This is a genomic window from Pseudomonas sp. B14(2022), assembly GCF_012030485.1.
GTDB lineage: Bacteria > Pseudomonadota > Gammaproteobacteria > Pseudomonadales > Pseudomonadaceae > Aquipseudomonas.
In genome coordinates this window covers 38,643-57,551 of the sequence record NZ_JAAUVM010000031.1, presented here as the reverse complement: position 1 = coordinate 57,551, position 18,909 = coordinate 38,643, and the positions used below count along the sequence as shown (strand labels likewise).

At 61.7% G+C, this 18,909-nt stretch carries 15 protein-coding genes; 3 read left to right on the top strand and 12 right to left on the bottom strand.

The genetic code is table 11. The features are described 5' to 3' along the window. Positions 1 to 217: 217 nt before the first annotated feature. The 12 genes from HCF10_RS28840 to HCF10_RS28785 form a co-directional block, all read right to left on the bottom strand. A complete protein-coding gene (locus HCF10_RS28840; RefSeq protein WP_131696715.1) occupies positions 218 to 2,989 on the bottom strand; it encodes a hybrid sensor histidine kinase/response regulator in 2,772 nt (923 codons plus the stop codon). Between the two features lie 102 nt (positions 2,990 to 3,091). Continuing rightward, entirely contained in the window at positions 3,092 to 4,384 is a 1,293-nt protein-coding gene (purD, locus tag HCF10_RS28835) for a phosphoribosylamine--glycine ligase (RefSeq protein WP_053134606.1), read from the bottom strand. Between the two features lie 163 nt (positions 4,385 to 4,547). After that, positions 4,548 to 6,155: a bifunctional phosphoribosylaminoimidazolecarboxamide formyltransferase/IMP cyclohydrolase gene (gene purH, locus HCF10_RS28830; RefSeq protein ID WP_131696714.1), complete on the bottom strand. Its 1,608-nt coding sequence runs from the start codon at positions 6,153 to 6,155 to the stop codon at positions 4,548 to 4,550. 81 nt (positions 6,156 to 6,236) lie between these two features. Then, positions 6,237 to 6,557, bottom strand: coding sequence for a DNA-binding transcriptional regulator Fis (fis, locus tag HCF10_RS28825; RefSeq protein WP_002555375.1), 321 nt, complete (start codon positions 6,555 to 6,557; stop codon positions 6,237 to 6,239). Then, positions 6,554 to 7,567 carry a tRNA dihydrouridine synthase DusB gene (gene dusB, locus HCF10_RS28820; protein ID WP_167656902.1) on the bottom strand — a complete coding sequence of 338 codons (1,014 nt, stop codon included), beginning with the start codon at positions 7,565 to 7,567 and terminating at the stop codon, positions 6,554 to 6,556. Before dusB ends, fis begins: the two co-directional genes overlap by 4 nt. A 185-nt stretch (positions 7,568 to 7,752) precedes the next feature. Continuing rightward, complete coding sequence (locus HCF10_RS28815) at positions 7,753 to 9,000, bottom strand: DUF3426 domain-containing protein (protein WP_167656901.1); 1,248 nt, start codon at positions 8,998 to 9,000, stop codon at positions 7,753 to 7,755. A gap of 30 nt (positions 9,001 to 9,030) precedes the next feature. Then, positions 9,031 to 9,909 carry a 50S ribosomal protein L11 methyltransferase gene (gene prmA, locus HCF10_RS28810; protein ID WP_167656900.1) on the bottom strand — a complete coding sequence of 293 codons (879 nt, stop codon included), beginning with the start codon at positions 9,907 to 9,909 and terminating at the stop codon, positions 9,031 to 9,033. A 278-nt stretch (positions 9,910 to 10,187) separates the two neighbouring features. Continuing rightward, positions 10,188 to 11,549 carry an acetyl-CoA carboxylase biotin carboxylase subunit gene (gene accC, locus HCF10_RS28805; protein WP_131696710.1) on the bottom strand — a complete coding sequence of 454 codons (1,362 nt, stop codon included), beginning with the start codon at positions 11,547 to 11,549 and terminating at the stop codon, positions 10,188 to 10,190. 17 nt (positions 11,550 to 11,566) lie between these two features. Then, the gene (gene accB, locus HCF10_RS28800; protein WP_027607997.1) at positions 11,567 to 12,028 is read right to left on the bottom strand and encodes an acetyl-CoA carboxylase biotin carboxyl carrier protein; all 462 of its coding nucleotides are present in this window, start codon (positions 12,026 to 12,028) and stop codon (positions 11,567 to 11,569) included. A 24-nt stretch (positions 12,029 to 12,052) separates the two neighbouring features. After that, complete coding sequence (gene aroQ, locus HCF10_RS28795; protein ID WP_003171482.1) at positions 12,053 to 12,508, bottom strand: type II 3-dehydroquinate dehydratase; 456 nt, start codon at positions 12,506 to 12,508, stop codon at positions 12,053 to 12,055. 237 nt (positions 12,509 to 12,745) lie between these two features. Continuing rightward, positions 12,746 to 14,707: a methyl-accepting chemotaxis protein gene (locus tag HCF10_RS28790; RefSeq protein WP_167656899.1), complete on the bottom strand. Its 1,962-nt coding sequence runs from the start codon at positions 14,705 to 14,707 to the stop codon at positions 12,746 to 12,748. A 53-nt stretch (positions 14,708 to 14,760) separates the two neighbouring features. Continuing rightward, positions 14,761 to 16,431 carry a response regulator gene (locus HCF10_RS28785; RefSeq protein WP_131696708.1) on the bottom strand — a complete coding sequence of 557 codons (1,671 nt, stop codon included), beginning with the start codon at positions 16,429 to 16,431 and terminating at the stop codon, positions 14,761 to 14,763. 389 nt (positions 16,432 to 16,820) lie between these two features. On the opposite strand from HCF10_RS28785, the gene HCF10_RS28780 reads away from it, so the two are divergent. The 3 genes from HCF10_RS28780 to HCF10_RS28770 all read left to right on the top strand — a co-directional run bounded on the left by HCF10_RS28780 (position 16,821) and on the right by HCF10_RS28770 (position 18,890). Next, the gene (locus HCF10_RS28780) at positions 16,821 to 17,798 is read left to right on the top strand and encodes a DUF2333 family protein (protein WP_443200920.1); all 978 of its coding nucleotides are present in this window, start codon (positions 16,821 to 16,823) and stop codon (positions 17,796 to 17,798) included. Between the two features lie 2 nt (positions 17,799 to 17,800). After that, on the top strand, positions 17,801 to 18,337 hold the full coding sequence (locus HCF10_RS28775) for an NUDIX hydrolase (RefSeq protein WP_131696706.1): 537 nt from the start codon (positions 17,801 to 17,803) through the stop codon (positions 18,335 to 18,337). Positions 18,338 to 18,518: 181 nt separating this feature from the next. Continuing rightward, the gene (locus HCF10_RS28770; RefSeq protein WP_005784408.1) at positions 18,519 to 18,890 is read left to right on the top strand and encodes a translation initiation factor Sui1; all 372 of its coding nucleotides are present in this window, start codon (positions 18,519 to 18,521) and stop codon (positions 18,888 to 18,890) included. Positions 18,891 to 18,909: the final 19 nt, after the last annotated feature.

Genomic DNA, 18,909 nt, shown 5'->3' with positions numbered 1-18,909 from the left:
ACCATGCTGGCAGCCTTGAGCTTGAACTCACTCGAATAAGATTTACGCATATCCAAACACCTCAGATTTGGGCGCTATCATAGCGCCCGATTGAAGTGTCCAAAATCATTAGGCCAGTTCAGCTTGCTCCCGATTGCGGTGTAACAGTCAGATTATCTGTAGCCGAACCACCGTCATCGGGGGCAAGCCCCCTCCCACATGGGGACAGCACTTCAAGTCAGGACGGGGCGTGCTCAGGCCGCTGTTGACGCTGCGCCACCCAGAACTCCACCAGCTCACGCAACTGCGACAACTCCACCGGCTTGGCCATATGTCCGTCCATGCCGGCCTGGCGTGCGCGCTCTTTGTGCTCCGAGAGAATATGCGCCGTGAGCGCTACCACGGGTGTGCGAATGCGCTGGTGGCTGACTTCCCACGCCCGCAGTTGCTGGGTGGCCGAGAAACCATCGAGAACCGGCATCTCACAGTCCATCAACACCAGGTCATAACGCTGGGCCTTCATCGCCTCCAGCGCTTCTTCACCATTGCTGGCCGTGTCCGGGTTGAGGTTGAGCTTGCCGAGCATGCCGCGAATCACTTTGGTGGAGATGCTGTTGTCTTCGGCCACCAGGATCCTGAAATCGCTGGGCACGGTCACCGCCGCCGGAACACTGAGGGGCGGACGGGGCTGCGCGCCACCTTTGCTGCGCTGGGTCAACTCGTCGGCCAGGGTGGTCTTGAGGGTGTAACCGGCAACCGGCTTGGCAAGGATGCGTTTGATCCCGCAGTTCCGCGCGATGATCTTGCTCGGCGCATTGCTGATGCCGGTGAGCATGATCAGCAGGATGTCGTGGTTCAGGCTCGGGTCTTCCTTGATCTTCGCCGCCAGTTGCATGCCGGTCATGCCGGGCATGTTCTGGTCCAGCAGCACCACATCGAAGTAATCGCGCAGGTGCGCCTTGGTGCGCAGCAAGGCCAAGGCCTCTTTACCTGACGGTACGGCGCTGACATTCAGGCCCCAGGCCGAGCACTGCTGCACCAGCACTTTGCGGCACGTATCGTTGTCGTCCACGACCAGCACGCGCGCGCCTTTGAGCGGGCCGTCAAGGTCCGAGGTAGGGCGCTCCAGACGTTCCGGGTCCAGCGGCAGGGTCAGCCATAACGTGCTGCCCTGATGGCTGCCGCTCTTGATGCCGAACTCGCCGTTCATCAACAGGATCAGCTGGCGCGCGATCACCAGGCCCAGGTGGCCGCTCAAACGGGTGGCCGAGAGGAAGTTCTTGCTGTGCAGTTCGCTGTGCAGCAGTGCCTCGCGTTCGGTGGCCTCCATTGGCAGGCCGCTGTCCTGCACGGCTATGCGCAGGCGTGGATTGGTGGTGCGGTCGTCCAGGGCGACGACGATCAGCACTTCGCCTTCGTCGGTTTTGTGCAGGGCGTTTTCCAGCAGGCTCAGCAGCGCCTGGCGCAGGCGTGTCGGGTCGCCGCTGATGACGCGGGGTACCTGGGGCTGGATGAAGCTGATCAACTCGACGTTCTGCTGCTCGGCCTTGGCGCGGAAGATGCTCAGGCAATCCTCGATGAGTGCATTGAGGTCGAATTGCACGTCATCCAATTCGATCTGCCCGGATTCGAGCTTGGAGATGTCGAGGATCTCGTTGATCAATGTCAGCAGTTCGTTCCCGGCGCTGTGGATGGTTTGTACGTAGTCGCGCTGCTTCACCGACAGCGGCGTACCCAGCAGCAGTTCGGTCATGCCCAGCACGCCGTTCATGGGGGTGCGGATTTCATGGCTGATCTTGGCCAGGAATTCGGCCTTGGCAGCGATCTCGGCATTGCTGGCGGCCAGGTCGCGGCTGAGGCTGAAGCGGGCCTCGACAATCGCGCGCTGGCGCTCGCCCAGGGCCAGGCTCATCAACAGGCCGCTCAGACAGATAAAGGCCAGCAATGTGACGATCAAATCTTGGGGCGACACCATCGTCAGCCCCAGCAAGGCCGGGAGAATGATCAGCGTGCCGATGTTGAACACCACCATGCCCGCCACGAACAAGCGCGCCGGGCGGTAGCCTTTCTGCCAGTGATACGCCGAGACAAACAGCATGCTCAGGCCCGCCAAGGCCACCAGCGCGTAGGTGATGATGTTCAGCGGCAGGGTACTGACGAACAACAACAGCAGGCCGCACAGCACGATAAACAGGATGTCGGCCATCAACAGTTTGTTCAACGGGTGCGGACCCAGGGGCATGAAGAAGCGATAGGCAAACATCAGCCCGCACGGGGCGGTCAGCAGCAGTGCCAGGTAGGCGCCTGGGGTCTGGACCGCGTGCCAGTTCGGCAGCCATGGGCCTACCAGGTTGAGCAGCAGCGCCAGGCTGAGCATCAGCAGCAGTTCGCAGGCCGCCAGCCACAGGCTGCTGCGCGAGCGGTGGTAAGCGAAGCGCGTGAGGTTGTGCAGGATCAGCATCAGCAGGCAGCCGAACAGCAGGCCGTAGATCAACGTCTGGGTCTGATCGGCGGCGGCCAGCACGGCCGATTCCAAGGTGATATAGGGGCGCAGTTCGTGTTCCGAAACCAGGCGCAGGTAGACGTCGAGGGTCTTTTGGCTCTGGGGCATCGGCAGCATGAAGTCGTTGCTGGGCAGCGGGCGTTCCGCCTGGGGCTGGCGGGTGCCGCTGCTTTGTTGTTCGACCAGGGTGTCGCCGTCCAGCACATAGAGGCTCAGGTGCGCCAGGTCCGGTGCGAATACCCGCAGCACTTGCTCGTGCTTGCCGGGTTGCAGCTTGAAACGTACCCACAACGCGCCGTCCGGCTCCGCGGCGGTAATGCGGTCCAGTTCGATGGGGCTGAATTGATTGGTGTAGCGTGAGGAGCGGATGTCGCTCAGCTGCAGGTCGGCCTGTTCATCAAGCAATACTGCCCAGCCACTGCCTTGCGCGGCGGCCTGGGCCGGGAACAGGCAGAGCAGCGTCAGCAGACTGACAGTGAAACCTATGGCGATCCTGAGCCAGCGCACGGCGAAATCCCTTCGTAGGTTGATGCACGGTTAACTATGCGCGGGGAGGCCTGTATACGGCAAGGGCCAGAAGCCCTTGCCTAACCGAACGGATAGCTAGCGTTACTGGCTTTCGCCACGTTCACGGGCAATGGCGCGGTAGCCGATGTCCGTGCGGTAGAAGCAGCCTTTCCAGTCGATTTTCGCGGCCAGCTTGTACGCCTGTTGCTGTGCAGCGTCGACGCTGGCACCCATTGCGGTGGCGCACAGCACACGGCCGCCGGCGGTCACGACCTTGCCGTCCTTGAGCGCGGTGCCCGCATGGAACACCTTGCCTTCCAGGGTGGCCGCCGCGTCCAGGCCTTCAATCACATCGCCCTTGGCGTAGTCGGCAGGGTAACCGCCGGCTGCCAGCACGATGCCAACGCTCGGACGTGGATCCCACTGCGCTTCAACCTTGTCCAGGGCCTGGGCGAGGGCGGCTTCCACCAGCAGCACCAGGCTCGATTGCAGGCGCAGCATCACCGGTTGGGTTTCCGGGTCGCCGAAGCGGCAGTTGAACTCGATGACTTTCGGGTTGCCGGCTTTGTCGATCATCAGGCCGGCGTACAGGAAGCCGGTGTACACATTGCCTTCGTCGGCCATGCCGCGCACGGTCGGCCAGATCACCAGGTCCATCACGCGCTGATGCACGTCGGCAGTGACCACCGGGGCCGGGGAGTAGGCACCCATGCCGCCCGTGTTCGGGCCGCTGTCGCCGTCGCCGACGCGTTTGTGGTCCTGGCTGGTGGCCATCGGCAGCACGTTCTTGCCATCGACCATCACGATAAAGCTGGCTTCTTCGCCGTCGAGGAATTCTTCGATGACCACACGCGAACCGGCATCACCAAAGGCATTGCCGGCGAGCATGTCACGCACGGCGTCTTCGGCTTCCTGCAAGGTCATGGCGACGATCACGCCTTTACCGGCGGCCAGGCCATCGGCCTTGATCACGATCGGCGCACCTTTTTCACGCAGGTAGGCCAGGGCCGGCTCGATCTCGGTGAAGTTCTGGTAGTCGGCCGTCGGGATCTTGTGGCGCGCCAGAAAATCCTTGGTGAAGGCTTTCGAGCCTTCCAGCTGGGCAGCGCCGGCGGTAGGGCCGAAGCAATCCAGGCCGCGGCTGCGGAACAGGTCTACGACACCGGCAACCAATGGCACTTCCGGACCGACGATGGTCAGGGAGACGTTTTTCTCGGCGAAGTCGGCCAGTTGCTCAAGGGCCAGTACGTCGATGGCGACGTTTTCGCACTTGGCTTCGATGGCGGTACCGGCGTTGCCGGGGGCGACGAAGACTTTCTGGACCCGTGGGTCCTGGGCAACTTTCCAGGCCAGGGCGTGTTCACGGCCACCGCTGCCAATGATCAAAACATTCATTTCAAAAACCTCTGTGAAACGCTGTGCTTTCTGTAGGAGCGAGGGGGACGCCTAGTTCTTGCTCGCGAAGATCGTCAACGATAACGGGGGGTATCTGACTCCCCGTGGCGTTTTCGGGCTTTTCGCGAGCAAGCTCGCTCCTACAGTAGGAAAGCTGGGGTGTTTAGTGACGGAAGTGGCGCATACCGGTGAAGACCATGGCGATGCCGGCTTCATCAGCAGCGGCAATCACCTCGGCATCACGCATCGAGCCGCCCGGTTGGATCACGGCAGTCACGCCCGCTTTGGCGGCGTTGTCCAGGCCATCACGGAACGGGAAGAATGCATCGGACGCCATCACCGAACCGGCCACCTGCAAACCGGCGTGCTCAGCCTTGATCGCGGCGATACGCGCCGAGTTCACGCGGCTCATCTGGCCAGCGCCGACACCGATGGTCTGGCGGTTCTTGGCGTAGACGATGGCGTTGGATTTAACGTACTTGGCCACTTTCCAGGCGAAGATCAGGTCGTTGATCTCTTGCTCGGTCGGGGCGCGCTTGGTCACGACTTTGAGGTCTGCGCTGCCGATCATGCCGATGTCGCGGCTCTGTACCAGCAAGCCGCCATTGACGCGCTTGTAGTCCCAGGCAGCGGCACGTTCAGCCGACCACTCGCCGCAGGCCAACAGGCGCACGTTGGCTTTGGCCGCCACGATGGCGCGGGCTTCTTCGCTCACGGAAGGGGCGATGATCACTTCGACGAACTGACGCTCGACGATGGCCTTGGCGGTCTCGGCATCCAATTCACGGTTGAACGCGATGATGCCGCCGAAGGCCGATTCGGTGTCGGTGGCGTAGGCCAGTTCGTATGCCTGGCGGATGCCGCCTTCAGCATCCGGGCTCACGGCCACGCCGCACGGGTTGGCGTGCTTGACGATCACGCAGGCCGGCTTGACGAAGCTCTTCACGCATTCCAGCGCGGCGTCGGTGTCGGCCACGTTGTTGTAGGACAGTTCTTTGCCTTGCAACTGGGTCGCGGTGGCGATGCCCACTTCGGCAGGCTTGGCTTCCACGTAGAACGCCGCGCTCTGGTGCGGGTTCTCGCCGTAGCGCATTTCCTGGGCCTTGATGAACTGGCTGTTGAAGGTGCGCGGGAATTGGCTGCGCCCTTCAGTGCTCAGGGTTTCGGCGGCCTGGTTCACGGTGCCCATGTAGTTGGCGATCATGCCGTCATAGGCGGCGGTGTGTTCGAACGCCTTGAGCATCAGGTCGAAACGCTGGGCGTAGGTCAGGCCGCCGGCTTTCAGGCTTTCCAGCACTTGGGCGTAGTCGCCGGCGTTGACCACGATGGCCACGTCTTTGTGGTTCTTGGCCGCCGAGCGAACCATGGTCGGGCCGCCGATATCGATGTTTTCGATGGCGGTCGGCAGGTCGCAGCCTGGCTTGTTGATGGTGGCTTCGAACGGGTAGAGGTTAACGGCCACCAGATCGATCGGCTTGATGCCGTGCTCGGTCATGATGGCGTCGTCGATGCCGCGACGACCGAGGATGCCGCCGTGGATTTTCGGGTGCAGGGTCTTGACGCGACCGTCCATCATTTCTGCGAAGCCGGTGTAGTCCGCCACTTCCACTGCGGCCACGCCGTTGTCCTGCAGCAGTTTGAAGGTCCCGCCCGTGGAGAGGATTTCCACACCCAGGGCTTCCAGCTCCCGGGCAAATTCGAGGATCCCGGTCTTGTCGGAGACACTGATCAAGGCGCGGCGGATCGGCAGGCGGGTAGTCTGGTCGGTCATTTCAATTTCCATCAAAAGCAAAGGAGTCAGCAAAAAAGGCGACCGGTTTTACGCGGGCGCCTTTCTGGTTTGATTGAATGCTTACAGCAAATCGTATTGCTTGAGCTTTTTGCGCAAGGTGCCACGGTTGAGGCCCAGCAGCTCACTGGCTTTGGTCTGGTTGCCCTTGACGTAGTTCATCACGCTTTCGAGCAGGGGCGCCTCGACTTCGGAGAGCACCAGGTTGTACACGTCCGTGACGGAAGCGCCCTCAAGGTGGGCGAAATAATTATGCAGCGCCTTCTCGACACTCCCGCGAAGGGTCTGGCCTTCTTCGCTCGGCGTGTTGAGGTGCTGTTTTAAATTGACGTTGTCGCTCACGGGTGTTGTTCCACTCACTAAAGTCTCGGTCATCATCGTCATGCGGCCACCCATTCTCCGTCCCCTGCTCTCAGGCTCTTGTCTCGTTCGGCAAAAAACTCACGAACGGCGGTGACCTGTGCTTGCGTTTCATCCAAACGATTGAAGCCGGCGCGAAACTCCCTGGCGCCCGGCAGGGTTGCGAGATACCAACCCACATGCTTGCGAGCAATACGCACGCCCATCACCTCTCCATAGAAGGTGTGAAGTGCAGCCAGATGCTCTAGCAGAATACGTTCCACCTCGACCAGTTCCGGCGCCGGCAGGACTTTACCCGTACGCAGAAAATGCTCGATCTCACGAAAAATCCACGGTCGCCCCTGTGCGGCCCGGCCAATCAACACACCATCGGCACCGGTGGCTTGCAGCACGCGCCGGGCTTTTTCGGCTGAGTCGATGTCTCCATTGGCAAATACCGGCATCGACACCGCCTGCTTGATCGCGGCGATGGTGTCGTACTCGGCTTCACCGGTGTAAAGGTCGGCGCGGGTGCGGCCATGCACTGCCAGCGCTGTAATGCCTGCCTGTTCGGCGATCTTCGCCACCGTCAGGCCGTTCTTGTTGTCCCGGTCCCAGCCGGTACGAATCTTCAGGGTCACCGGCACATCCACTGCGGCAACAACGGCCTGCAGGATCTCGGCAACCAACTGCTCATCCTTCAACAGCGCGGAACCGGCGGCCTTGTTGCAGACCTTCTTGGCCGGGCAGCCCATGTTGATATCGATGATCTGTGCGCCCAACTCCACGTTGGCTCGGGCCGCATCCGCCAGCATTTGCGCATCACCGCCGGCGATCTGTACCGAGCGGGGCTCGGGATCACCTTCGTGGATCATGCGCATCCGCGATTTGCGGGTGTTCCACAAGCTCATGTCGCTGGTGACCATTTCCGAGACTACTAGACCCGCGCCCAAACGCTTGCACAGCTGACGAAAGGGCTGGTCGGTGACGCCCGCCATCGGGGCGAGAATCAAGCCATTCTGCAATGTATATGGGCCGATGCGTACCGCCGACATAGGACTTCCCTGTTGTGGGGCCGGATCATTAGAGTTCGAAAAAGGGTTGGCATGATACCCGCTCTCGATGACTGGATAAAGGCTGAATTGGATAAAATCTGAACAGTTATTTCTTTATCGCCGCCGGTTTGGATGGGCGGCGCCCAGTCAATAACCCACCGTCAAGCTTCGGTGCGTGAGCCGATTCACTCGGGCGAGTGGAAGCTCAAGCTGTAATTCACGGCTTTATTGCCCGGATCGAGGATGTCCAGGGAGATATGGATCGGGGTCTGTGATGGCATTTCGCTCACCCCAGCCAACTCGCCACTCAGGTATTCGGCGGGCTTGAAGCGACGACTGGCAATCAGGTTGCCGTTGATGTCGGCGAAACGCAGCTCCAGCAGCGGAAAGGGCTGGGAGAACGTCGCGCGGTTATAGATGATCGCATCCACCACCAGCGCCCCGGCGAACTCCGGGTGACTGCGTACCACCAGGTTGCTGCTCTTGATATGGGCGATATCGACCCGCGACGGCACCGTGCAGCCCAGTGTGGGGCACAGTTGCTGGAACCACGGGCGGTAAGCGTCCTGGCGGGCCAGATCGTCGAATTGATAGGCAATGTACTGCGCGGCCAGGCCGGCGGCGGCGATGAGTACCAGCAGCATCCAGATCAGGCGGCGTCCCAGGCCCTGCGGGCGTTTTTGCGCGTACAGGTGCAGAGGGTCGTCTTCCAGGTCCTGGAGCAGGTCGTCATGGACGCCGGCCTCGGGGCGTGGGCGCTTGCGACGGGATTGCGCGCGCTCTTCGGGCTGCGCTTCATCCGCTGCTGCTGTCAGGGGCGTGAACGGCGGGTCGGTGTGTTCATCGTCCGGGGTTGAGCGCAGCGCTGGCTCATCGTCGCTGTCGTCGATGTGCAACGACATGGATGGCTCGGTGCGTTGCCTGGTCGCAGGGGCTTTGCTCGGTTCAGGTTCTTCTTCGGAAGCGTTGGCGCGTTCTTCAGCCGGCTCGCTGAACAGGCTGGCGGCCCATTTTTCTTCTTCGGCCTTGACGGTTTCGCGGCTGGCGCTGAGGGCGTCTTCTTTCTGCCGACGGTCGGCGCCGGGCTGGCGGCGTTCCGCGCCCACGGGCTGGGTATGCTGAATCTCGCGGCGTTCCAGCTTGGCCAGTTCCTTGTCCAGGTCCAGGTTGTCCAGGTCCAGCTCTTCGGCGCTCCACTGCTTCTGGCTGATTGCCCGCTGTGGCTCAGGCGCTGCTTCGCGCGCGGGCTCGATCGCGGCCGGTTGCTCCGGCGCAGGCGCCTGGGCGCGCTGCTCCAGCAACTGGCGGGCAGCGTTGAAGACTTGCAGGCACGAGCCGCAGCGAACCACGCCGCGAGCCACGCTCAATTGGGCGTGATTGACGCGAAAGCGGGTTTGGCAATGCGGGCATTGGGTGACGAAACTGTCGGTCATGCGGCCATCCGATTCAGGCAAGCGCTCATTCTAGCGCCGACGTCCGCTGATGCGTACCCAGCCATCACGGTTAGCGATCGGATCCAGCTCGAAATCCTTGGCGTAGGCGGCGGCGACGTCTTCGCCTTGCTCGGCGAGGATGCCCGACAGCGCCAGGCGCCCACCCGGCTTGACCAGGCTCGACAGTTGCGGCGCCAGGGAAACCAGCGGGCCGGCGAGGATATTGGCGACCAGCACGTCGGCCTGCACCTGGGGCAAATCCTGCGGCAGGTAGAGCGGGAATTTACCTTCAGGAATGTTGTTGCGCCCGGCGTTATCGCGGGAGGCTTCCAGGGCCTGCACGTCGATGTCGGTGCCCACGGCTTCCTTGGCGCCCAGCAGCAGGGCGGCAATCGCCAGGATCCCCGAGCCGCAGCCGAAGTCCAGCACGTGGCTGTCAGTCAGGTTCTGGCCGTCCAGCCACTCCAGGCACAGCGCGGTGGTGGGGTGGGTACCGGTGCCGAATGCCAGGCCCGGATCCAGCAGCAGGTTGACCGCGTCCGGCTCCGGGGCGGCATGCCAGCTCGGCACGATCCACAGGCGCTGGCCGAAGCGCATCGGCTGGAAGTTGTCCATCCAGCTGCGTTCCCAGTCCTGGTCTTCGATGATTTCGCTGTGATGCTCAGGCAATGGGCTGCCGGTGAGCAACTCCATATGGGCCAGCACGGCGGCGGCATCGGCGCCGTCTTCGAACAGGGCCAGCAGGTGAGTGTGGGACCACAGCGGGGTGGTGTTCAGCTCGGGTTCGAAGATCGGCTGGTCTTCGGCGTCCATGAAGGTGACCGAGACGGCGCCCACTTCGAGGAAAGCGTCTTCGTAGGTTTCGGCTTGTTCTGGGCTGATGGCGAGACGGACTTGCAGCCAAGGCATGGCGGGCACCTTTGAAAAAATGAGTGTGCAGCGGGGTAGGCTGCGAAAGCGCGCAAGTTTACGCGAGCGGCGGGCAGAAGACGACACTACTGACTGCACGCCGGTCAAATGTGGGAGGGGGCTTGCCCCCGATTGCAGGGTGTCAGTCTCAGTATCTGTAACTGATCCACCGCTATCGGGGGGCAAGCCCCCTCCCACATTTGGACTGTGTACATCTTCAAAATAGAGGGCCCACAAACAACAAAGCCGCCCGAAGGCGGCTTTGTTGGGTGGAGCACTTACTGGTTGGCCAGCTTGTGTTCCAGGTAGTGAATGTTCACACCACCTTCGCAGAAGCCTTCATCACGAACCAGGTCCCGGTGCAGCGGGATGTTGGTCTTGATGCCGTCGACCACGATTTCGTCCAGGGCATTGCGCATACGGGCCATGGCCTCGTCGCGGGTGGCGCCCCAGGTGATCAGCTTGCCGATCAGCGAGTCGTAGTTGGACGGAACCTTGTAGCCGCTGTACAGGTGCGAATCGACGCGAACGCCGTTGCCGCCCGGAGCATGGAAGTGCTTGACCAGGCCTGGACTTGGGATAAAGGTCTTCGGGTCTTCGGCGTTGATCCGGCACTCCAGGGAGTGGCCATGGATCTTCACGTCGTCCTGGGTGAAGGACAGCACGTTGCCGGCGGCGATGCTGAGCATCTCCTTGACGATGTCGATACCGGTGACCATCTCCGACACCGGGTGCTCTACCTGCACTCGAGTGTTCATCTCGATGAAGTAGAAGCGGCCGTTCTCGTAGAGGAACTCGAAGGTGCCGGCGCCGCGGTAGTTGATGTCGATGCACGCCTTGACGCAGCGAGCCAGGACTTCCTGGCGAGCGGTTTCGTCCAGGCCCGGTGCCGGTGCTTCTTCCAACACCTTCTGGTGACGACGTTGCAGCGAGCAATCGCGGTCGCCCAGGTGGATGGCGTGACCCTGGCCGTCGGACAGTACCTGCACTTCCACGTGACGTGGGTTGGTCAGGTACTTCTCGAGGTAGACCATCGGGTTGCCGAACCAGGCAGCCGCTTCGGAGCGAGTCTGCTTGGCCGCTTCGATCAGCTCTTCTTCCTTGTGCACCACGCGCATGCCGCGACCACCACCGCCACCGGCGGCCTTGATGATCACTGGGTAACCGACTTCGCGACCAATGCGCAGTGCGGTTTCCTCGTCTTCAGGCAGTGGGCCGTCGGAGCCCGGAACGGTTGGCACGCCGGCGGCGATCATGGCGTCCTTGGCCGATACCTTGTCGCCCATCAGGCGAATGGTTTCGGCTTTCGGGCCGATGAAGGCAAACCCGGATTTTTCCACCTGTTCGGCGAAATCGGCGTTTTCCGCGAGGAAGCCGTAGCCCGGGTGGATGCCATCAGCGCCGGTCACTTCAGCGGCCGCGATGATGTTCGAGACTTTCAGGTACGAGTTCGTGGCCAGTGGCGGGCCAATGCAGATGCTTTCGTCCGCCAGTTTCACGTGCATCAATTCGGTATCGGCCGTCGAGTAAACAGCGACGGTCTTGATGCCCTCTTCCTTACAGGCGCGCAGGATACGCAGCGCGATCTCGCCGCGGTTGGCGATCAGGACTTTTTGCAGTTTCTTCGCAGGTTTCAACATCGAAGGCGCTCCGCGGTTCAAACGATGGTGAACAGCGGCTGGTCGTACTCAACCGGCTGACCGTTTTCTACCAGGATGGATTCGATGACGCCGGCTTTTTCGGCCGTGATGTGGTTCATCATCTTCATCGCTTCAACGATGCAGATGGTGTCGCCCACTTTCACGGTCTTGCCCACTTCAACGAAGGCTGGCGAGGTCGGTGCCGGGGTGCGGTAGAACGTACCGACCATTGGCGACTTGACCACGAAACCGTTCAGCGCAGGGGCTGCCGGTGCGGCAGGTGCAGCGGCAGCAGCAGGCGCGGCGGCCGGAGCAGCAGCCGGTGCCGGTGCCTGCATCTGTGGCGCGTAGAACTGTTGGGCCGGGGTCTTGCTGTGGCGGCTGATCCGTACGGACTCTTCGCCTTCCTTGATTTCCAGCTCGTCGATACCGGATTCTTCCAGCAGTTCGATCAGTTTCTTAACTTTACGGATATCCATGAATCATCAACTCCCAAGGGTCGGTCAGGGGCGCTTGGCCTGTTCTTCAAGCTGTTCCAGGGCGGCCTCCAGGGCCAGTCGGTAACCGCTGGCGCCAAGGCCGCAGATCACTCCTACCGCAACGTCGGAGAAGTAGGAGTGATGGCGGAAAGGTTCGCGTTTGTGCACGTTCGATAAATGCACTTCGATGAATGGGATGCTCACCGCCAGCAGCGCGTCACGTAATGCAACACTTGTGTGCGTAAAAGCGGCGGGATTGATCAGGATAAAGTCCACGCCTTCGCCACGCGCGGCATGGATGCGATCAATCAATTCATACTCGGCATTGCTTTGCAGGTAGAGCAGATGGTGGCCGGCTTCACGTGCCCGTCGTTCCAGGTCAAGGTTGATCTGATCGAGGGTTACTGCCCCGTAGACGCCCGGTTCACGGGTGCCGAGCAGGTTCAGGTTGGGTCCGTGAAGAACCAGTAAGGTCGCCATCGGCTGTTCCTTGTTATTGATGTGGGCAAGGCAGAACCCGGCGACTATGCCGCAAAGCCTTTGTGACTGTCCAGTTCTATGCAGTAGGCGGCACGATTAGCGAGGATTGCGCAAAATTTGTGACTGGGGGTCGGGATCCGGTCATTGGTAATACGCCCTTGAATCCCGTGGAGATCAAATGTGGGAGGGAGCAAGCCCCCTCCCACATTATTTGATTTTGGATCTTCAGGGGGCAGGTCAGACACGGAACGCCTGCACAGCCGTATTAAGCTGCCCACCCAGCACCAGCAAATGCTCACCCTGGCTGCGGCCCTGGCCGATGCGCAGCAGGTTGTCCTCACCCAGCTGATGAATCCGTTCGCTGTTATCGCGAATCTCACTCACGGCGCCACTTTGCTGCGCCGTTACATCGGCAATGCGCACGGCGGTGGCGGAAATGGTCTGGATCGCGCCGACGATTTCATCCAGTGCGCCATCTGCCGCCTGGGCTTGCTGGGCGGTGGCCTCGGCGTGTTCGACCTGGGCGCGCATGCCCTGCACCGATTGGTGTGCAGCGGTTTGCAGGCCGGTGATCAAGCCCTGGATCTCGGCGGTGGCGCCAGCGGTGCGTTGGGCCAGGGTGCGCACTTCGTCGGCGACTACGGCAAAACCGCGCCCGGCCTCACCGGCGCGTGCGGCTTCGATGGCGGCGTTGAGCGCCAGCAGGTTGGTCTGGTCGGCAATCGAGCGAATCACGGTCAATACGCCGCCAATGGTGGCGGACTCTTCGGCAAGTTTCTCGATCATCTGCGCATTTTGCTGCACTTCACCCACCAGCGCGTGCAGGCCGGTCAGGCTCAGGCCGATCACGCGCTGGCCTTGCTCGACCGCCTGGCCCGCGCTGCGGCTGGCGCCGGCCGCCTGGCTGGCATCCCCGGCGACTTGCTGGATGGTGGCTTCCAGTTCGCCCAGGGAATCACGAATCTGCGCGGTATCCCCGGCCTGGCGTTCGGCGCCGTCGTGCAGGCCACTGCTCAGCTCGGCCAGGGCGCGGCTGCTGCCGGCCACTTCTTCGGCATTGCCACGGATGGTACCCACCAGGTCCACCAGGTAGGCGCGCAAGCGGTTAAGGGATGCTCCGATGTCGCGCAGTTCGCGATTGGTCTTGCCCACGATAATCGGCTGGCTGAAATCGCCTTCGCCCCAGGTCGACAAGGCCGGGGCCAGGTTGGTCAGCACCCGCGCCAGGCGTCGTTGCAGGGTGTCGATCAGCAGGGCGATCAGCAGGATCAGGCCGATCATCACGCCTTGTATCAGGCGCACTTCGCCCTGGATCTTGCCGTGTTGCGCGCGCACCACCGGCTCCAGGCCGGCGATCGCCTGTTGAACGGCAGCGATTTTCAAATGGGTGGCAGCGGCCAGGTCGGCGCGTTGCTGGATCTGCGTGCGGGTGCGCTGGAGTTCGGCGGGGTAGCGGGCCAGCAGGCCGTTGAGTTCGCGCTTGAGGTCGACGCCGGTGTCCTGGGCTTCGGCTTTTTGCGTATTTTCCAGGCCCATCAAGGCCGAAAAATCATCGGTGTTGGATTCTGCGCTGGCTTTTACCCCAAGCAGTGGCAGTTGTTCGAGCAGATCTGCCTGGCTGCGCATATTGCCGACTTCACGCTCTACATCGTCCGCCAGTTCCGCGCGACCGCTGCTCACCAGTTTGCCGCGGGCCAGGGACAGCTTGCCCAGGTGTTGCGAGGCGGCCAGCAGCGGTGGCAGGTAGCGCGCGGCTTCGGGGGTGTTGACGCCCATTGCGTACTGGGTCAGTTGCTCCAGATTGGCGCCCAGCTCCCGCTCTGCTTGCAGCAACAAGGCTTGCGGGTCGCCCGCCAACTTACCGGCCGCCAGCAGGTCGGTCTTGCTGAAGGTATCCAGGTCCGCGAGGCTGGGGCGCAGGTTTTGCGCGAGGTCGGCTGGCAGTTCATCCAGGTGCTGCAACAGGCTTTCCAGGCTCTGGCTGGCGCTGCTCAAGCGCAATGCATCACCGCTGGCCAGGTAGTCGTCGATATTGCGCGCGGCCTGGTTCTGAAAGGTCTGTGACAGACCGAGGTAGCGTTCCATCAGCAAATAAGGACGTTCCAGCGCCCGTTGCGACCACCACAGCGTCGCTCCAAGCGCCAGGCAAACGGCCACCAGCAGGAGGGTATTGAGATTGGTCAGCAGCTTCAGGCGCATGCGGGATATCAACCGACGGCAAAAGGTAAGTGCCTGAAGTTATTGCGTTTTCATTACAGGGTTATGACGGAATCACTGGATTCTGGTGAAAAGATGGCACTTTGCCTTTGCGTGCGCGCCGCTTGCACGCGGTTACGTCCGGCATGCTTGGCGCGGTACAGCGCCTCGTCGGCCTGGGCGGCCATCATCAGGCTGTCGGAGTCGTCGCACAGCTCCACCACCCCGGCGCTGAAGGTGCACCACAAGTCCTGGGGCTGGGCCGGGTAGTGAATTTCGGCAAAGCGCCCACGAATTTCATCCAGCACCTTGCAGGCCGATTCCAGGTCGGTGTCGGGCATCACGATGGCGAACTCTTCACCGCCATAGCGGCCGATGTAATCGGTCTTGCGCAGGCGTTGCTTGAGAAACAGCGCCAGGCTCTTGATCACGCGGTCACCCATGGGGTGGCCGTGGCTGTCATTGACCCGCTTGAAGTGGTCGATGTCGAGCATGGCAAAGCTCAACGGCTTGTTCTCGCGGCGCGCGCGGAAGCTGCAGTCTTCGAGCAATTGCAGGATATGGGTGTGGTTGTACAGCCCGGTCAGGCTGTCGCGCACCATCCGCGCCTTGAGGTTACGCGCACGGGCGGCGCGGTTGCGCACCGTGGTGATCAGGTGGCGCGGCTTGATCGGTTTGGTGAGAAAGTCGTCGCCGCCTTCGCTCATGGCGTCCAGCTGCTTGTCCAGGTCGTCTTCGGCCGACAGGTAGATGATCGGCACACTGACGTAACGGTCATTGTGGCGAATGACCTTGGCCAGTTCGGTGCCGGTACAGGCCGGCATGTACATGTCGAGGATAATCAGGTCGGGCTGGAAGTCCGCCAGCTCGGCCATGGCCTGGATCGGCTCGATCAAGGTACGGGTGACGATGCCGGCACTGTTGAGCAACCGCTCAGTGTGCAGCGCCTGGGCCCGCGAGTCATCGATGATCAGCACTTTGTATGGTTCGTACTGGGCGACGCAGGTCAGCACTTCGATCTTTTCCAGCAGGCTGGAGGCTTCCAGCGTGCCGGTGAGGAATTCCTGGCCGCCGGCGCGCACGGCGGCGAGGCGAGTGGGGGTGTCGGTTTCATGCAGGCTGAAAAACAACAGCGGCAGCTTATGCTCCAGGCCTTCCTGGGCCTCGGCCGCGAGCCTGAGGCCCAGACCGGCGCCACAGAAATCCACGTCCATGACAATGACTGAGGGCAGACGCTCGCTCATCGAGGTGCGAAACGCCGCCACGCTGTCCAGGGAGTGGGCGCTCATGCCAAAGAATTCCAGCTGCTTGGCCAGGCGCTCGGCGCGGTCGTGATCGGCCAGCATCACGTAGATCGGCTTGCGCATCGGCGGCAGGAAGGTTTGTTCCAACTGGTCGCCCTGGCGCAGGCCGGTGCGGGACAAGCGCTGCATCAAGCGGTTGAGTTCGGTGATCAAGTGGCTACTCAAGCGTCCGCGGTTTTCGTCCACCGCCTTGAGTGAGTCACCGATGTGCCGCGCCAACTGGCCGTGCTCGGGTTGTTCGAAGCGCTCGGCAAAGCGCAGCAGGCGCAGGTTGGCTTCGCTGAGTTCGGAGAGGTCGGCGCTTGACCATTCGCTGCGTTGCAGGCGCTGCCAGATCTCAAGAATTTGACGTGCCTGATGAATTACCCGCTGGGCAAAATGCTGCTTGAGACGCTCACGGCTGGGGTCTTCTGGCTCGGTCATATCCTGACTACTAGTTAGGGTGCATGCTGAGGTCGAACTGATGGCTCTATGCTAGCACCTCTTTTCAATGGGATGAGTGTCATATGTCAATTAACTGCGTGTCCCTGATATTCAGTGGGTGACCTGATGGTCGCGCAGCTTAAAAGGCGTGCATCCTTTATAGTCGAATGCTTCCCGTCTGCACGTTTGGTGAAAAGCCCCGCATGGGCGGGCACGATGGGGTAGGGTTGTGGTCGGAGTGTTTGAACGCACGCCCTCAATTCAAGTGCATGAACTCAAGTGATTGAAAGGATATCGCCATGCTGGACTGGAAAAACCGTGCGGGCAGTGCCAAAGGCCCTGCCCCTGAGCCCAAGTCGGCCAACCGCAGCTATTTTCGTACTTTGCTGATGAGCCGAGCCGTGCTCAGCGTGCTCGGCCTGTATCTGTTGGTCACCGGCGCCCTGGGCTGGTACTGGAGCGAAGAGCCGGCGCTGTTCCCGGTCCAGCAGAATGCGCAGCTTGCCGCCGAGAAGGAAGGCAAGCAGATGGTGTTGGGCTATACCACCGTCGAAACCCTCAAGACCGTGGTCGGCACGTTGCTGAACAAGCCCGGTGGCTATATTTCCAACGACCGTTTTCCGCCGGGCCTGTGGATGGACAACATGCCGAGCTGGGAGTACGGCGTGCTGGTGCAGGTGCGCGACCTGACCCGCGCCCTGCGTAAAGACTTCGCCCGCTCCCAGTCGCAGTCGGCCGAAGACGCCGATCTGGCCAAGGCCGAGCCGCGTTTCAACTTCGACAACAAGAGCTGGGTGCTGCCCTCCAGTGAGTCGGAGTACCAGGAAGGCATCAACTCCCTGAACCGCTATGAAGCGCGCCTGTCCGACCCGAATCAGCGTGGCGCCTTGTTCTATGCCCGCGCCGACAACCTGAACAACTGGCTGGGCGATGTGGCCACCCGTCTGGGTTCGCTGTCGCAACGCCTGTCGGCCAGCGTGGGCCGGGTCAAATTGAACACCGCACTGAAAACCGAAGCCCTGGCGCCGGGTGAAGTGCCGCAGGTCGACGAAGAAGTGGTGGAAACCCCATGGATGCAGATCGATAACGTGTTCTACGAAGCCCGTGGCCAGGCCTGGGCGCTGTCCCACCTGTTGCGTGCCATCGAAGTCGACTTTGCCGACGTGCTGGCCAAGAAAAACGCCACCGTCAGCGTGCGCCAGATCATTCGTGAGCTGGAGGCTTCGCAAGAGCCGGTATGGAGTCCGATGATCCTCAACGGCAGCGGCTTTGGCGTGTTGGCTAACCATTCGCTGGTCATGGCCAACTACATTTCCCGGGCCAACGCGGCGGTGATCGATTTGCGTCAACTGCTCAACCAGGGTTAATGATGGACGCGACTCAAAAGGAGGCTGCGCACCGCGTAGCCTCCGATGCCGAACTGATCTGCTGGGTCGACGAGCAGGACAACCTGCTCGGCCACCTCGTCAGGTCAGACCTGCGCCAGCGCGGCCTGATCGGCCGTTGCACCTTTATCTTCCTGTTCAATTCCAAGGGTGAGCTGTGTGTGCATCGGCGCACCCTGAGCAAGGCCCTGTACCCGGGTTTCTGGGATACGGCGGCGGGCGGGATGGTCGCGGCGGGCGAATCCTACGCGTTGTCGGCTGCCCGCGAGCTCGAAGAGGAACTGGGTGTCGGCGGGGTGGAATTGATCGAACATGACCATTTCTATTTCGAAGATGGCGACAGCCGACTCTGGTGCAAATCCTATTCCGCGACCTGGGACGGGCCTCTGCGCCTGCAGCCTGAAGAAGTCATGGAAGCGCGCTTTTTGCCCGTTGAAACGGTCCTGCAGGAAGCGCAGCAAAAGCCTTACTGCCCGGACGCCCAAGAGGGGCTGCGGCGCTATCTGGCCTCACGTCGCTAAAGCTGCATAAATTGGCGCCATTTGGCTCTTAGCAAGTCGGCTTTTTGCCGTTACACTGCGCGACTTTTCACCCGAACCGCCTTGGCGGCTCGGTAGCGCTGCCCCTGCCTGAGTGGGGCTTCGCGGTCGGTCGTCCCTTAGCGGAGGCCGATCAGTCTTTGTCCTCCCGAGAGGATTGCCGGTGGCCAAAAAAGCCGCATCCTTCGCCGCCCTCGGCGGCCTGGTATTTTCCACCGACGCAGGTCGACACTGCCCGGACTGTCGTCAGCCCGTGGATTCGTGTACCTGCAAACAGACCCTGATCCCCGAAGGCGACGGTATTGCCCGCGTGCGCCGCGAAAGCAAAGGCCGTGGCGGCAAGACGGTGACCACTATCACCGGCGTGCCCCTGGCTGAAGACGCGCTCAAGGAATTGGCCACCACGCTGAAAAAGCGCTGTGGCACCGGTGGCGCGTTGAAAGACGGGGTTATCGAGATCCAGGGCGATCACGTCGAACTGCTGTTGGCCGAGCTGATCAAGCTCGGTTACAAGGCCAAGAAGTCCGGCGGCTGAAAGCCTCTTCCCAACCTGT

Excerpts from the sequence above, each read along its gene's own strand:
- aroQ (WP_003171482.1), bottom strand. The coding sequence starts at position 12,508 with ATGGCGACCTTACTGGTTCTTCACGGACCCAACCTGAACCTGCTCGGC.
- purD (WP_053134606.1), bottom strand. The coding sequence starts at position 4,384 with ATGAATGTTTTGATCATTGGCAGCGGTGGCCGTGAACACGCCCTGGCC.
- prmA (WP_167656900.1), bottom strand. The coding sequence starts at position 9,909 with ATGCCTTGGCTGCAAGTCCGTCTCGCCATCAGCCCAGAACAAGCCGAA.
- fis (WP_002555375.1), bottom strand. The coding sequence starts at position 6,557 with ATGACGATGATGACCGAGACTTTAGTGAGTGGAACAACACCCGTGAGC.
- HCF10_RS28780 (WP_443200920.1), top strand. The coding sequence starts at position 16,821 with ATGAGCCGAGCCGTGCTCAGCGTGCTCGGCCTGTATCTGTTGGTCACC.
- HCF10_RS28790 (WP_167656899.1), bottom strand. The coding sequence starts at position 14,707 with ATGCGCCTGAAGCTGCTGACCAATCTCAATACCCTCCTGCTGGTGGCC.
- dusB (WP_167656902.1), bottom strand. The coding sequence starts at position 7,567 with ATGTCGGCGGTACGCATCGGCCCATATACATTGCAGAATGGCTTGATT.
- accB (WP_027607997.1), bottom strand. The coding sequence starts at position 12,028 with ATGGATATCCGTAAAGTTAAGAAACTGATCGAACTGCTGGAAGAATCC.
- HCF10_RS28775 (WP_131696706.1), top strand. The coding sequence starts at position 17,801 with ATGGACGCGACTCAAAAGGAGGCTGCGCACCGCGTAGCCTCCGATGCC.
- purH (WP_131696714.1), bottom strand. The coding sequence starts at position 6,155 with ATGACCGACCAGACTACCCGCCTGCCGATCCGCCGCGCCTTGATCAGT.
- HCF10_RS28815 (WP_167656901.1), bottom strand. The coding sequence starts at position 9,000 with ATGACCGACAGTTTCGTCACCCAATGCCCGCATTGCCAAACCCGCTTT.
- HCF10_RS28785 (WP_131696708.1), bottom strand. The coding sequence starts at position 16,431 with ATGACCGAGCCAGAAGACCCCAGCCGTGAGCGTCTCAAGCAGCATTTT.
- accC (WP_131696710.1), bottom strand. The coding sequence starts at position 11,549 with ATGTTGAAACCTGCGAAGAAACTGCAAAAAGTCCTGATCGCCAACCGC.